General features: G+C 29.6%; 11 protein-coding genes. 3 read left to right on the top strand and 8 right to left on the bottom strand.

The features are described 5' to 3' along the window. Positions 1–51 precede the first annotated feature (51 nt). From TX50_RS00070 to TX50_RS00055, 4 genes are all read right to left on the bottom strand, one after another. The gene (locus TX50_RS00070; RefSeq protein WP_011131649.1) at positions 52–1,395 is read right to left on the bottom strand and encodes a PP2C family protein-serine/threonine phosphatase; all 1,344 of its coding nucleotides are present in this window, start codon (positions 1,393–1,395) and stop codon (positions 52–54) included. Positions 1,396–1,462: 67 nt separating this feature from the next. Further along, the gene (gene ftsY, locus TX50_RS00065) at positions 1,463–2,785 is read right to left on the bottom strand and encodes a signal recognition particle-docking protein FtsY (protein ID WP_011131648.1); all 1,323 of its coding nucleotides are present in this window, start codon (positions 2,783–2,785) and stop codon (positions 1,463–1,465) included. A gap of 58 nt (positions 2,786–2,843) precedes the next feature. After that, positions 2,844–3,470 carry a transcription antitermination factor NusB gene (gene nusB / locus TX50_RS00060; RefSeq protein WP_036930720.1) on the bottom strand — a complete coding sequence of 209 codons (627 nt, stop codon included), beginning with the start codon at positions 3,468–3,470 and terminating at the stop codon, positions 2,844–2,846. Positions 3,471–3,473: 3 nt separating this feature from the next. After that, a complete protein-coding gene (locus TX50_RS00055) occupies positions 3,474–4,211 on the bottom strand; it encodes a DUF502 domain-containing protein (RefSeq protein WP_011131646.1) in 738 nt (245 codons plus the stop codon). Between the two features lie 147 nt (positions 4,212–4,358). Between TX50_RS00055 and queG the strand changes: the two genes are divergently transcribed. From queG to TX50_RS00040, 3 genes are all read left to right on the top strand, one after another. Then, positions 4,359–5,303 carry a tRNA epoxyqueuosine(34) reductase QueG gene (gene queG, locus TX50_RS00050; protein ID WP_011131645.1) on the top strand — a complete coding sequence of 315 codons (945 nt, stop codon included), beginning with the start codon at positions 4,359–4,361 and terminating at the stop codon, positions 5,301–5,303. Between the two features lie 4 nt (positions 5,304–5,307). Beyond that, on the top strand, positions 5,308–6,162 hold the full coding sequence (locus tag TX50_RS00045) for a tetratricopeptide repeat protein (RefSeq protein WP_011131644.1): 855 nt from the start codon (positions 5,308–5,310) through the stop codon (positions 6,160–6,162). Positions 6,163–6,249: 87 nt separating this feature from the next. After that, positions 6,250–8,691 carry a DNA gyrase/topoisomerase IV subunit A gene (locus tag TX50_RS00040; protein WP_011131643.1) on the top strand — a complete coding sequence of 814 codons (2,442 nt, stop codon included), beginning with the start codon at positions 6,250–6,252 and terminating at the stop codon, positions 8,689–8,691. On the opposite strand, the gene purF is transcribed toward TX50_RS00040, so the two are convergent. The 4 genes from purF to dnaN are packed head-to-tail and all read right to left on the bottom strand — an operon-like array spanning position 8,688 to position 14,404. Beyond that, entirely contained in the window at positions 8,688–10,148 is a 1,461-nt protein-coding gene (gene purF / locus TX50_RS00035) for an amidophosphoribosyltransferase (protein ID WP_011131642.1), read from the bottom strand. The two genes, TX50_RS00040 and purF, sit on opposite strands and share 4 nt — an antisense overlap. 46 nt (positions 10,149–10,194) lie before the next feature. Continuing rightward, positions 10,195–12,534 carry a phosphoribosylformylglycinamidine synthase subunit PurL gene (gene purL / locus TX50_RS00030; protein WP_011131641.1) on the bottom strand — a complete coding sequence of 780 codons (2,340 nt, stop codon included), beginning with the start codon at positions 12,532–12,534 and terminating at the stop codon, positions 10,195–10,197. A gap of 3 nt (positions 12,535–12,537) precedes the next feature. Beyond that, entirely contained in the window at positions 12,538–13,245 is a 708-nt protein-coding gene (locus tag TX50_RS00025) for a hypothetical protein (protein WP_011131640.1), read from the bottom strand. A gap of 1 nt (position 13,246) precedes the next feature. After that, positions 13,247–14,404 (bottom strand): DNA polymerase III subunit beta, encoded by a 1,158-nt coding sequence (dnaN, locus tag TX50_RS00020; RefSeq protein WP_011131639.1) that lies wholly within the window; start codon positions 14,402–14,404, stop codon positions 13,247–13,249. Positions 14,405–14,577: the final 173 nt, after the last annotated feature.

Here is a 14,577-nt window from a genome sequence, read left to right as displayed (position 1 = left end):
AAACGTTAATTACTTCTAATAAAGCATTATTTTATATATGTGACAAAAAATCTAATCTAACTGAAAGACTACGATAGAAGCATCGTCTTCCAATTGTCTATTTTTACCAGTAAACTCATCTAATATCTTATAAATCTTATTTAAAATATCTTTAGATTTAAGTGATTGCTGACATAATTTTGAAAAGGATTGAATTAAACGTTCTTCATCAAATCTTTCGCCTAAAGCATTAGAAGTGTCAGTTACTCCATCTGTATAATAAAGAATTGCATCGTTTTTATTAAGTTGTATTTGACCACATTGATATTCAGCATCATTTTGCAAACCAAGAACAAAACCTTCTGAATCTAATTTAATAATTTTTTGCTCAGAACTTTTCCAAAGCAAAGGAGGATTATGTGCAGCATTTGCATACCTTAATTTTTTTGTTCTAGGATCATAATCAGAATAAAATAAAGTTATAAATCTATGCGATTGATCTAAATCATAAATAGCTAACTGATTTAAATCATGCAATATTCTATCTGGAGGTAACCCAGTCAAAACCTCTGCTCTTAGCATTCCTCTTAACATAGTCATAAAGAGACCTGCTGGAAGGCCCTTCCCCATAACGTCTCCAATAACTAAAGCCCACCTTGCTTTTTCGCGTCTCTTCTCAGAAATATTTGTTTTCAAAGACATGAAATCATAATAATCTCCTCCTAATTGCAGAGCTGGCCTACAGTGCGCAGCTAAATCTACACCATTAATGGTTGGACAATAATCGGGTAAAAGTTGCGATTGGATTTCTGCTCCAATAGAAATTTCTCTATCTACGTTTTCATGCTTCTTTTTTGCTTTAATTAACGAATAGTTTTCTAAACCAATTGCCAAACAACTAATAATAAAGTTTAAATTGCGCTCATATTTTAAAGAATCATTGAAAGTATCTTTTTTAAAGGTATATACAAATCCTCTACATTTTCCTCGTGACAAAACTTTATAAGACTTAATTACATATTCTTTAAATTGATTATTTAAAACTTTTTCAAAAGAAATATCATCTTTTAATTTAAAATTTTTAGAGAAATCAAAATTGTTAAAATAACTTTTAATCTCATCATCCATTTTTAGATTTTTTGTTGCACCAGCAAACTTAATATTTTGTTTCCATATTTCTCCATTTTCATTCAAAGGAATAATAAAACTTAATTGATTATTAAAAGTATGTTTTAAAATTAAAGAAATATAATCAAGAAATCTTTTTATATTTGAAAAAGATTTTAAATAATAGGATAATGAAGATGCTGTTTCTATAAATTTATCATTCTCATGAAGAGGAAATTTATAATCCTTCTCTAAAAATTCTTGAATAACGTCATTAGACAATAATTTTTCTTTTTGGATTTTAGACAAAACACATAGAAGCCATAGGTATGTTTTAACACTAAAAATACCTTTTTAAAAAAAATTAATTAAATTTTTATCTATCAGCAAGCAAAGCCTCAACAAACTCAAAGCTATTAAATGGTCTTAAATCTTTAATACCCTCTCCAGCGCCGATAAATCTTATCGGCAGATTGACTTCTGCAGAAACAGCCAGAGAAACGCCACCTCTTGAAGTACCATCTAATTTAGTAATAATTGCACCACTTAAATTTGCAGATTTTGCAAAACTTTTTGCCTGCTTTAATCCATTTTGTCCTTGACTAGCATCTAAAACTAATAAAGACTCAATGATTGCATCAGGGACTTTTTTGTCAATAATTTTTTTTATTTTTGATAATTCATCCATAAGATTATTTTTATTTTGTAGCCTTCCTGCAGTATCTACGAGTAATAGGTCGCTTTTGCGTTTGTTTGCTGCGTTAATAGCATCAAAAACTACGGCTGCTGGATCTGCATTCTTTGATTGATTCGAAATAACATCTACTTTACTTCTATCACCCCATACCTGTAATTGTTCTACGGCTGCTGCTCTGAAAGTATCAGCTGCTGCTATTAAAGTTTTATAGTTACTTTTTGATGACAAATAAGCAAGTTTCCCCAAAGTTGTTGTTTTGCCAACTCCATTTACTCCCACTATTAGCCAAACATTCAACTTCCCTTTCTGTGGAACAAGAATATTTGTTCCAGAATTTTTTATTGGTTTTTCAATGATTGCTCGTAATTCATCTTTTAAAAATTTTATTCCTTCTTCTCCTCCAACAACTTCTTCATTTAATTTTTTCCTAAGTGCATTAATTACTTTATCTGTTGAGTCAATACCAACATCAGCTCTTATTAATAATGTCTCTAAATCATCTAAAGATTCTGGTGTAAGTGGATCATCTCCTAATTTATCTAATAATTCTGATACAAAACCTTTTCTTGTTTCTTCTAATCCTCTTCGTAATTTACTCAACCAATCTATTTCATCAATTGATATTTCATTTACTTTTTTACCCTGCGCAGCCAACACCATTGCTGACCAAGTAAAATCATCATCAAAATCTCCTAATTTAACTTCTGTATCATCTTGCAAATTAGAAAAATTCTGTTTATTAACTTCTACCTTTAATTGCTCTGCTTTTAGTTCTTCTGCCTTTAATTGCTCTGCTTTTAGTTCTTCTGCCTTTAATTGCTCTGCTTTTAGTTCTTCTGCCTTTAATTGCTCTGCTTTTAGTTCTTCTACCTTTAATTGCTCTGCTTTTAGTTCTTCTGCTTTAAGTTGATCTTCTTGTTTTTTTAATTCTTGTTTTTGTTTTAACAAAGCATAAGCTTGTGAAGCCCATTCAAGAGAACTATCAGATTCATTATTAGTCATAAATATTTTTTATCGTATTTTATTAAATTATAAAAAATTATTGATTTATATCAAATAATTAATTCACCTTAACTCTTTGCAATCTCCTTAAAACCCCGTTTATCATTTTTCTACCTTGTGTATCACAATATTTGTTTGCTAAATTAACGGCCTCATCACATGCAACTGCTACAGGAGTGTCTAAAAAATGAATATCAACATAAGCTAAGCGTAATATGTCACGATCAACCCTAGGCAACCTTTTTAATCTCCATCTATCCATTACTTCGTCAATTTCCGAGTCTATAGATTTTAAATTATTAATTATGCTTAAAATTCTATGATTTACATCTTCTCTAATGTCAATTTGATTACTTGATACAATCAATTTTGGAAAATCTAAAGTAACTGAAAGTGAGTTCATTACTGATTCCATTTTATAAAAAGCTTTTTTAAGTTCATCTCGAACATTTGCAAAAGAAGAATTACTACCTTCCTTTAATTCACTATCTAAAATATGTTGCGATACATTTTCTAAATCTGCTTCACAATTATCTAACTCATCTCTACAGTGGTTTATTAAAGAATCTAAAGCGGATTCAAAAATTTCATCAATTTGAATTTTATTTAATTCTAAATCTGCCGTATCTTTGATAAGACCTAATGAAAGTAAAGACAATTCTCGTGATAGCGATCTGTTATGCATCAATTAAGTAGATGAAGTATTTGTAGAAGCTCTTAGTTGGGAAAATAATTTCGAAAAAGTAGGATTTGAAGAGCTATCTTTTTCATCAGGATTAACAATACCTACCGAAATTATTGTTCTAAATGCATCTTCTACTGAAATAGCAAGATCTTTAACAGACGATTCAGGAACTAATGTATACCAACCTGTCGTTGGGTTAGGGGCAGTAGGTATAAAAACACTTAATAATTTCTCATCTAATTCTGATTGAAGTGATGGGCCAACATCCCCAGTTACAAACCCAACACTAAATAAACCCTCTCGTGGATACTCTACTAAAACAACTCTTCTAAATCTATTGGATTTATTACTTAAAAAAGTTTCAAGTAATTGTTTTAGAGTTTTATAAACTGCCCCTGCGACTGGAATCTTTGATAAAGTACCTTCTCCAAATTCTAACAACCACCTTCCAACAAAATTTCTCGCCATCAAACCAATTAGCAAAATTGCCAATAAAGGTACTGTTAAACCTAAGGTTAAATTAATTAAATCTTGTAATAAAGGATTTAATGTAATAAATGGGTTTAATTGTTTAGGGACTGAAGTAACTAATGTAAGAACAAATTTACTAACAATAGAAGAAAGCCAAATAGTGGTTGCCAATGGAATAACAACTAACAACCCTGCTATCAGATCATTTTTTAAATCTTGTTGGAGCCTAGTTCCTAGGTTCGAATCTTGACTTTGAGTAGATTCAACCAAAATTGCAGTTCCTAATTTTGTTCATTTTACTAACAATTTAGCTAGTTTTCCTTGATAGGGATATATTTATTTTTAATAAATTTAAATTATTTATTAGTTTATTAGTTTAAAAACACCATTTATTCGAATCTAATTCATAATATAAATATGAGAAATATGATTCAAAATAAAAAAGAATTCAGTGAGAAGCTAAAAAAAAGAGCAATATTTGAAGGTTTTGCCGTATCCGGTATAGCATCAATACCAGGAAGTTCTCGAGTCAAATTAAGAACTCAAGCATTAGAAAGATGGTTAGCAAATAATTATCATTCTGAAATGAAATGGATGGAAGCCGAAAGAAGAAAAAATATAAAATCTCTCCTAAATGAAGCGAAAAGTGTTTTAACTGTTGGTTTTAATTATTTAAGTCATGAACATAAGGAAAAAGCAAAATTCAAAATTGGAAAATTCGGCCAAGGAGAAGATTATCACAAAGTTATTGCTAAAAAATTAAAAAAAATAGGTAAATGGATTAATACTAAAGTTCCAAATTGCAAGTGGAAAATTTGCGTTGACACATCCCCTCTTCTTGAAAAAGCATGGGCAGAAGAAGCGGGTCTAGGTTGGATAGGCAAAAATAGTAATCTTATTAATAAAGAATTTGGATCATGGCTAACCTTAGGTTTTTTGATTCTTTCGGAAGATTTGACGCCTGACAATTCTTCCCAATCTCTATGTGGTATATGTGAAAAATGTATTGAAAAATGTCCAACAAATGCAATAACAGAACCCTTTGTTATTGATTCTGAACAGTGCATTGCATACCATACTATAGAAAATAGAAATCAAACTTTTCCAGAACATGTAGAAAAACATTTAAATGGATGGATTGCTGGTTGTGATATCTGCCAAGATGTATGTCCTTGGAATAAAACAGTTCCATTAAATAAGAGCATTGAAGCTTATCCAAAATCATGGGTTAAAAATCTAAATATTGAAGCATTAAGTTGGGATGAAAAAAAATGGAAAAAAAATCTTCAAGGAACTACATTAAAAAGAATAAAACCATGGATGTGGAAAAGAAATATAAAAGCAATGCTCAAAAATACATAAAAATATGAAAAAGTCTCTTTTAAAAATATTATTTTTTTCAATAATTAGTAGCCATGTTTTTATCGCTGAAAGTTTAAAAGCTTTAATACCATATTATTACTTGCCAGAAACAAAAAGCTTACAAAAACAAGGTTTATCAATTGGAAAAGAAGCTTATCAGCTTCTGTATTTTGGACAAATCAAAGATAGTTTGAATTTGGCAAAATTAGCTGTAAAAATAAATAATAAAAGTGAAATATTATGGACTATCTTAGCTGAAACACAAATTGCCAATAAATTATATGATGATGCTTTGATTTCACTAGATAATGCTCAGAAGATAAACCCCAAAATGAGTGAAATATATTTTGCAAAAAGTACTATATATTTAAAACAATCAAAAATAAAAAAAGCAGAAATTTCTTTACTTTCAGGAATTAAAATCCTTCCTAAAAACTTTAAAGCAATTTTTCAATTAGGAAATATTTATTTAATGGAAAAAAATTATGAAAAAGCCATAGAGGAATTTGATAAAGCAATAAAAATTAAAAAAGATTTTTGGCAAGCAATTAACAACCAAGGATTAGCATATTTTGAACTAAATAAAATTAATCTTTCTATTATCTCTTTTAAAAAGGCTCTAGAACTTGAGGAAAGTGCAGAACCACTTTTAGCACTTGCTTCATGCTTAAAAAATAAGGACATTAATAAAGCAATAGTTCTAGCAAAAAAAGCTTTAAACAAAGACCCAAATTATGTTGACTTTAATTATAGAAAAGAACAGCTTTGGGGTAAAAAACTACAAATTTCTACTGAAAAACTTTTTGAAAATCCTCAAATTAAAAAAGAAATATTAGTTGCAAAAACAAAAATTAAATAAATTCCCCAACTATTAATACTGGTAAATATTTATTTACCTATTAATCTTAATTTAGTTTATGAAAGCTTTCTATAAATTTCCTATTAAATGACTAAGGAAAAATTCACTTCTATATCGTTGCAGGAAGAAATGCAACGTTCCTATTTAGAATACGCAATGAGTGTGATAATAGGACGTGCTTTACCTGATGCAAGAGATGGACTGAAACCAGTTCAAAGAAGAATTCTTTTCGCAATGCATGAATTAGGACTTACTCCAGATAGACCATTCAGAAAATGTGCCAGAGTTGTGGGCGATGTACTAGGGAAATATCATCCTCATGGAGATCAAGCAGTCTACGAGGCACTGGTTAGATTAGTTCAAGATTTTTCTACAAAATATCCAACTCTTGATGGTCATGGGAATTTTGGATCTGTTGATAATGACCCGCCAGCTGCAATGAGATATACAGAAACAAGATTGGCCCCAATAGCTCATGAATGTTTCCTTCAAGAGATTGGATCTGAAACAGTAAGTTACTCAAATAATTTTGACGGCTCACAACAAGAACCAGACATATTGCCGGCACAATTACCCTTTTTGTTATTAAATGGTTCCTCAGGAATCGCTGTTGGTATGGCAACGAATATCCCCCCGCACAATCTTGGCGAAATAGTTGATGGTTTAATTGCCCTCATAAACGATAAAGAAATAAGCGACTTGAGATTGTCGAAAATTATATTAGGACCTGATTTTCCAACTGGAGGAGAATTAATTTGCAATAGTGCAATGAATGAAGTTTACCTACAAGGAAGAGGCTCAGTAACAGTAAGGGGAGTAATTAAAAATGAAGAAATTAATTTAGGGAAAGGAAGGCATAAAAAAAATGCACTTATAATTTCAGAACTACCTTATCAAATAAGTAAAGCAGGATGGATCGAAAAGCTTGCAGAATTGGTGAATCTAGGAAAAATTGATGGGATTTCTGATATTAGAGATGAAAGTGATAGAGACGGGATGAGGGTCGTTATTGAATTAAAAAAAGATTCAAATTCTGAAATTGTAGTATCAAATTTATTCAAAAAAACAGCTTTACAATCTAATTTTGGTGCAATATTTTTAGCTTTAGTTGACGGTAAACCTATTCAACTTACACTAAGAAAATATCTAAATTATTTTCTAGAATTTAGAGAAGAAACAATTAGAAAAAGAACAAAATATTTTTTAAGAATTGCATCAGAAAAATTTGAAATATTAGAGGGATTTTCAATTGCAACTAAAAATATAAAAGATATTATTGAGGTTATTCAAAACTCAGAAAATGCAACTGAAGCAAAATCAATATTAATAGTCAAACTGAGTCTAAGTGAAAAACAAGCAGATGCGGTATTAAGCATGCCTCTAAAAAAATTAACAACCTTGGAAAGGAAGCAAATTGAAATTGATATGAAAGAACTACTTGAAAAGAAAAAATATCTTAATAATCTTTTAAATAACAGAAGATTATTGCTTGACACTTTGATTGAAGAACTGAAGAGTTTAAAAAAGAAATTTAATGTAAAAAGAAAAACAAAAATTTTGAAAGATATAAATCAAGAAAAAGAAATAGATACTATAAATAATCAAATATTAGAAGATCTTATAAATAAAGAAACAAAAATATCAGTAGATAATAGATTTTATTTTAAGAAGATAATTTATAATAACTATAAAAAAATATTAGATCATGAAAATAAATTTATAGATAATAAAAATGTTCAAAAGTTTATATGTAGGATTGATAAAAGTTTAAAAATTATTGGAATTACATCTTCGGGAAAAATTATTCAAATCGATTGGAAATCAAACATTACTAGTGAGTTTAAAATGGATAAAAAAGTTTTAGGAAATATTGACCCAAAAGAGATAATAAATTTTCATTATCTAGACAGTAAATTAAAAAATTATTTATGCATATTGAGTTCTGATGGAAGATTTAAAAAAGTTTTATTTGATGAAGATATGATAAAAAGTAATAGGATCTTTTCAATTACCAAATTAAAAAATTCTACAAGCATCATTGATTCATTTATTTTAAATAAACAACAACAACTAGTAATATTGACTTCTATTGGTAGGCTTTTTAAATTTGATTTATCAGATAAAAACTTAAACCCAAGTACAAAACAATCACTAGGACTATTATTGGTTAATCTTTTACCTACAGAACAAATAGTTTCTTGTTGTAAAAGTAAGGATAAAGAGATCCTTTATTTAGTTTCTAAAAAAGGTAAGTTTTTTAAACTAAAAATTGATGATATTTATAATTCTTATAACTCTAAATTAGGTTATGTAAATGAGAAAATGCAGCTTAAAGATGACCATTTTATAACAGTTCTATCTAGCAACCAATATATCGATATTGAGACGAATAAAAATAAATCCGCAAGATTAAACTTAAACAAATTAGATAATAATTCTGGGAAAAATATGCTTAAAATAGATTTTTTGAATCTGGAAAAAGATGAATATCTTGATAATTGTTATCGACTAGAAAAATATATCAATTAAGAATTATATTCATTTTCAACCCATTTTAAATATTCTTGATTTACCGTCCCAGTAACATAAGAACCAGTAAAACAACTCATTTCTAATTCTTGAATGGGAGAATCATTAATTATAGATTTTCTCAAATTTTCAACACTTTGATATACAAGATGATCTATTTCAAGCTTTTCTGCTATTTCAATTATTGATCTATCATGAGCAATTAATTCATCTCTATTAGGCATATTAATTCCATAAACATGAGGATATCTAACTGGAGGAGCTGCTGAAGTAAAAAAAACTTTATTTGCACCAGCATCTTTTGCCATTTGCACTATTTGTTTTGATGTAGTTCCTCTCACTATAGAATCATCGACTATTAGTACATTTTTATTTTTAAATTCTGTACTCATAGCATTCAACTTTTGCCTTACAGATTGTTTACGTTTTTGATGGCCAGGCATTATGAAAGTTCTTCCAACGTATCTATTTTTAAAAAAACCTTCTCTATACTCTATCCCCAACTGCCTAGCAACTTGCATTGCCGCAGGACGTGAAGAATCAGGAATAGGCATTACCACATCGACATCCCCACACTGTATTGATTGCTTAATTGTTTCAGCTAAATAATCACCCATTTTCAAACGTGCTTGATAAACTGAAATTCCATTCATCACTGAATCTGGTCTAGCTAAATAAACATATTCAAAAGCACAAGGAAATAACCTTGGGTTTTCTGAGCATTGCTTTGAAAAAAATTCACCATTATTGGTTATAAAAATTGCCTCGCCAGGTTCCACATCTCTAACAACATGATAATCATTATTTTCTAATACTAAAGACTCACTAGCTACCATCCACTCTTCCTTTTGAGTAATAAGAGAAATTCTTTTTCCAATTACTAAAGGCCTTATACCAAAAGGATCTCTAAAAGCTAATAAACCATGCCCTGAAATTAAAGCAATTGAAGCATATGAACCTTGAATTCTTTTATGTAAATTTTTAACTGCATTAAAAATTATATCTGGCTCTAGATCTTGATTATGGATCTGTTCTTGTAATTCAGTGGCGAATATGTTTAACAACATTTCAGTATCACTTGAAGAATTAGTATGGCGTTTATCTACATTAAATAATTGTTTCTCTAGGTCTCTTGTATTAGTAAGGTTTCCATTATGAATCAAAACTATTCCATAAGGAGCATTAACATAGAAAGGTTGTGCTTCTTCAACACTTTCTGCTGAACCTTTAGTTGCGTACCTAACATGCCCTAAACCAATTTTTCCTATTAAATTTCTCATATCTCTTGTTCTATAAGCAGTATTTACTTGTCCTTTAGCTTTATGTATATGAAAAACAGTATTTTCCATTGTAGCTATTCCAGTTGAATCTTGACCTCTATGCTGAAGTAGCAAAAGACTGTCATAAATCTGTTGATTTACATCATCACAAGAAACAATTCCAACAATTCCACACATAATTAATTTCCGAATTTTGTAGATAATTCCATATTGTTATTCATTATTAAAAACAGTTAGAAATACTATTATTAAATTTTTCGGTTAATTCATCAACCCTTAAATTGCAAAGTGTTTGATCTTGGAGAGTTATATCAAGATTATGTTCAGAAACAAATCCAATTTTTTTAACGTATACGTTTCTTCCAAAATCTTTGCTCTTAATTTCAAGAAAATTCAAAAAGTTTTGTTCTTCTTTTTTATTAACTGAAAATAATATTCTTGATCCTCCTTCACTAAATAATAAATTATCTTGACGAGCATTTTTTTCTTCTAATTGAATATAAGCTCCCTTAGAAGACAGAATACAACATTCTGATAAAGCGACAGCTAAACCTCCATCACTAACATCATGAGAAGAAGCGATATAATTTTTTTGAATTGAATCTCTTAAAAAACTTTGACAGTATTTTTCATCTTGTAAATGAATTTTAGGAGGTCTTCCTGTTACTAAATCATGAAAATATTCTAAATAAGAACTTGCAGCTATTGAAGATTCAGAAGCATTTGAACCAATTATCCAAATTTGATCATTTATGTTCTTCCATCCTGAACTAATAGCTTTGTCTACATTTTTAATAGTTCCTACCATTCCAATAACAGGAGTGGGATTAATAGGAGTTACTTGATTGTTTTGATTTTTTGATTCATTATATAAAGAAACATTTCCTCCTGTTACAGGTGTCTCTAGAGCAATACAAGCTTTAGAAATCCCATCACATGCTGATGACAGTTGCCAATATCCTATTTCAGTTTCGGGTGAAGAAAAATTTAAATTATTTGTTATAGCTATTGGCTGAGCACCAACACAACTTACATTTCTAGCAGATTCTGCAACTGCTGCAATACTTCCTCTATATGGATCTAATAATACCCATCTACTATTACAATCTACAGAAGCAGCTACACCAGAAAATTCATTATTTTTATTTTTCTCGTCTTGCCGTCTAAGTCTTATTAACGCTGCATCTGCATCTCCTGGCTTAAAAACAGTATTTGATTGTACTTGGGAATCATATTGTCGATACACCCAACTTTTAGAAGCAATTGAAGGATTAGATAAAAGTTTTAAAATAATTTCAGAAAAAGAATATTTTTGTTGGTCTTTTAAAGAAAGAATTTTATTTTCGCTGATAGCTGGCAATTCCTCTTCTGTCCATTCCCATTTCTCTAATAAATGAATAGGAGGCTCCTTAATAATATTATGAATATTAATTGGAGTTTCATCAGATAAAGCAGAAGTAGGAATTTGTGCAACTATTTGATTTTTTTGAGAGATAATAACCTCTTTTCTAGATATGACTTCACCAATAACATTTGCGAAAAGTCCCCACTTTTTAAATTGATTAATAAGAGTATTTAACTTTTCTTCTTTAACAACCAACAACATTCTCTCTTGTGATTCAGATAGTAAGTATTGGTAAGCAGACATATCATTCTCTCTTGCAGGAACTAAATCTAGGTTAATTGAAATACCTAAACTCCCATTTGCAGCCATTTCAGCACTACTACATGTTAATCCCGCAGCTCCCATATCTTGAGCAGAAAGTACATCGCCTGTTTTAAAAGCATCTAAACAAGCTTCAATAAGACTTTTTTCAATAAATGGATCACCTACTTGTACTGCTGGTCTATTATCCAATGAATTAGTATTTAATTCGGAACTAGCAAAACTAGCGCCTCCTACTCCATCCTTTCCTGTGGTATTTCCTACATATAGAACGGGAGAACCTACTTCTTTTGCTCCTGAACAAACGATTTCATCAGTTTCTAATAAACCTAAAGCCATAACATTAACAAGAGGATTACCGGAATAACTGTCATCAAAGTCTATTTCTCCACCGACAGTAGGAACCCCAACACAATTACCGTAATGAGATATCCCCGAAACTACACCTCGAAGTAAAGAAATATTAGATAATTTATCAAGATTGCCAAATCTTAAAGAGTTTAAAACTGCTATGGGTCTCGCACCCATTGTAAAAATATCTCTTAATATGCCACCCACTCCTGTTGCAGCTCCTTGAAAAGGTTCAATAGCAGAAGGATGATTGTGACTTTCAATTTTGAAAACAAGTTTCTGATCATTGCCTACATCAATAACACCTGCATTTTCTCCTGGACCAACTAATACATTTTTTCCTGTAGTAGGAAAATTAGCTAATAATGGCTTTGAATTTCTATAACAGCAATGCTCAGACCACATTACTCCAAACATTCCCAATTCTGTTCTATTAGGTTTTCTTCCTAATCTTTTGCATATCTCTTCATAATCATCACGAGTTAAGTTTTCAACTTTAAGTGATTCATTAACATCATAAGTATTGTTACTTGAAGAATCTATCATTAGTCAAATCCAAGGGTCATCTTCTCTTTTATTTCTGAAAGATCTTACTTTTTCTTTTTCATTATAAAAACTATTCCGATTAAATTCTGACTTTTTGTTTATATCTTCATCTTCTTCTAGCCAATCTTCTAACCTATTTGTTGCGGTATTTTTCATATCATCAAAACGATCAATTATTTTCTTTCCTTTTTTAAAAAATTCATGTTTAATACTTGATTTTATTAAAGGAAAATCATCTAAAGAAACGCAAGAACAAAAAACTAAACCTGGTTGCTGATCAACAATATTATCTATATTTAATTTCCATCTACTTGAGCCTGGAATTCTTGGATTAGAACGAGAAATTAAATAAAACTTGATGTTTCCAGTTTTCATTTCGAATAAAAAATCTGCTATGACACCTATCTTTGAACCTTCAGAATTAACTAAACTAGCTTCTATTAAGTTAGGAAATCTATTTAATGTAGCAAGGTCTGAAATTGCAGGATTACCTTTTACGAAAATATCATTATCTATAATTTGACTAATTTGATTTAATTTCCATACATTTCTTTTTAAATCCAAATTTGAAGGGCGAGAATACCAACCTAAAATTCTGTGAACAGGTGGATGCATCCAAACATTTTCACCCTTACCATAATTTAAGGTGGCATTACCTTTTACGTTATGTCTTAATAATTCACTTAATAAAAATTCTTTTGGTAATTTCAACTTAAGAACGGACTTGAACAGGCATGACTAAATACGTAAAAGAATTAATATTATCTTCTGGAACTAAAACAGCTGGAGTAGTTGGAAGATTACATTTAAAAATTACATTTTCACTTGATATAACTTTTAAACCTTCTAATAAATACCTTACATTAAAAGCTATATCAAATTGATCAAAATAAAAAGATACAGGAACTAATTCGCTGGCATTCCCTATGTCTTGAGCATCAGCACTGACTAATGCTAAATCCTTTTCATTAAGTTTAATCTTAACGACACTACTTTGTTGGTCTGCTAAAACTGCTATTCTTTCAAGTGATTCGATTATTTTTTTTGTATTAAATGTAAAAATTTTAGTAAAATTATCAGGTATTAATTGAGAATAATTTGGATAAGAACCTTCAAGGGTTCTAGTAGTAATTATTTGATTAGAGGAAATAAATACTACTTGACCTTTGTCATAGAAAAGTTTAATTGAATTTTCAGAACTTCTAAGGCTAACAAGCTTTTCAATTTCTCTTAAAGATCTTGTTGGTATAGTAACTGATAAGTTTTCTTCATTTGAAGCAAAATCTTCTTTTTCATCAAAATTTTCTTTGTTATCAACCAAAACAACAGCCAATCTATGCCCATCTGTTGCAGCTGACTCCAAATATTTTAAATTAAATGTAAAATTTACTCCTGTGAGTAATTGCTTTGAATCATCACTACTACTAGCGAATATAGTTAATTTTAAAGCTTTTAAAAAAGAACTTGGATCAATATTCAAAGATGTACCACTTTCTACAAACGGTAAGCTTGGGTAATCGTCTGATGGAATACCTTTAATATTAAAAGAACCCCTATCACTTTTAATTAAAATATTGTCAGAACTCTCATCAACATCAAGAGAGACAGGAGTTTCGCTTGGTAGTTTATTAACTATTTCAGATAAAAGTTTAGATGGAATTGTAATTGCTCCACTTTTGTTTACAGTTGCATCAAATGAAGTTTGTATTCCTAGATTCAAATCAAATCCAGTTAAACTAATTTTATTAGTACCTTGATCAGCTGTTAGAAGTAAATTTGCAAGGATAGGATGCGTAGGTCTTGAAGCAACTGCTTTACTAACTAATTGAATAGCATAATTAAATTCATTTTGATTACAAACAATCTCCATCTGAATTCATAACTTTATTTACATACTAGAGCCATTTTCTTGATTATTGCAATTAAATATTTTTCTTTTAAATCTTCAAATCTTTCTAATAGAAAATTTTCTAATAATGAATTTATATAGTAGTAGTAGTTTCTGTGGAAACTGTGGAAAATACTCAAAATTATTGTTGTATT

The organism is Prochlorococcus marinus subsp. pastoris str. CCMP1986, assembly GCF_000011465.1.
Lineage (GTDB): Bacteria > Cyanobacteriota > Cyanobacteriia > PCC-6307 > Cyanobiaceae > Prochlorococcus_A > Prochlorococcus_A pastoris.
This window is presented reverse-complemented; position numbering and strand designations above follow the sequence as displayed.

What these genes read in the sequence shown, in the direction of transcription:
- queG (WP_011131645.1), top strand. Translation starts at nt 4,359, where the DNA reads ATGAGAAATATGATTCAAAATAAAAAAGAATTCAGTGAGAAGCTAAAA.
- purF (WP_011131642.1), bottom strand. Translation starts at nt 10,148, where the DNA reads ATGTGTGGAATTGTTGGAATTGTTTCTTGTGATGATGTAAATCAACAG.
- purL (WP_011131641.1), bottom strand. Translation starts at nt 12,534, where the DNA reads ATGATAGATTCTTCAAGTAACAATACTTATGATGTTAATGAATCACTT.
- nusB (WP_036930720.1), bottom strand. Translation starts at nt 3,470, where the DNA reads ATGCATAACAGATCGCTATCACGAGAATTGTCTTTACTTTCATTAGGT.
- dnaN (WP_011131639.1), bottom strand. Translation starts at nt 14,404, where the DNA reads ATGGAGATTGTTTGTAATCAAAATGAATTTAATTATGCTATTCAATTA.
- ftsY (WP_011131648.1), bottom strand. Translation starts at nt 2,785, where the DNA reads ATGACTAATAATGAATCTGATAGTTCTCTTGAATGGGCTTCACAAGCT.
- TX50_RS00040 (WP_011131643.1), top strand. Translation starts at nt 6,250, where the DNA reads ATGACTAAGGAAAAATTCACTTCTATATCGTTGCAGGAAGAAATGCAA.
- TX50_RS00045 (WP_011131644.1), top strand. Translation starts at nt 5,308, where the DNA reads ATGAAAAAGTCTCTTTTAAAAATATTATTTTTTTCAATAATTAGTAGC.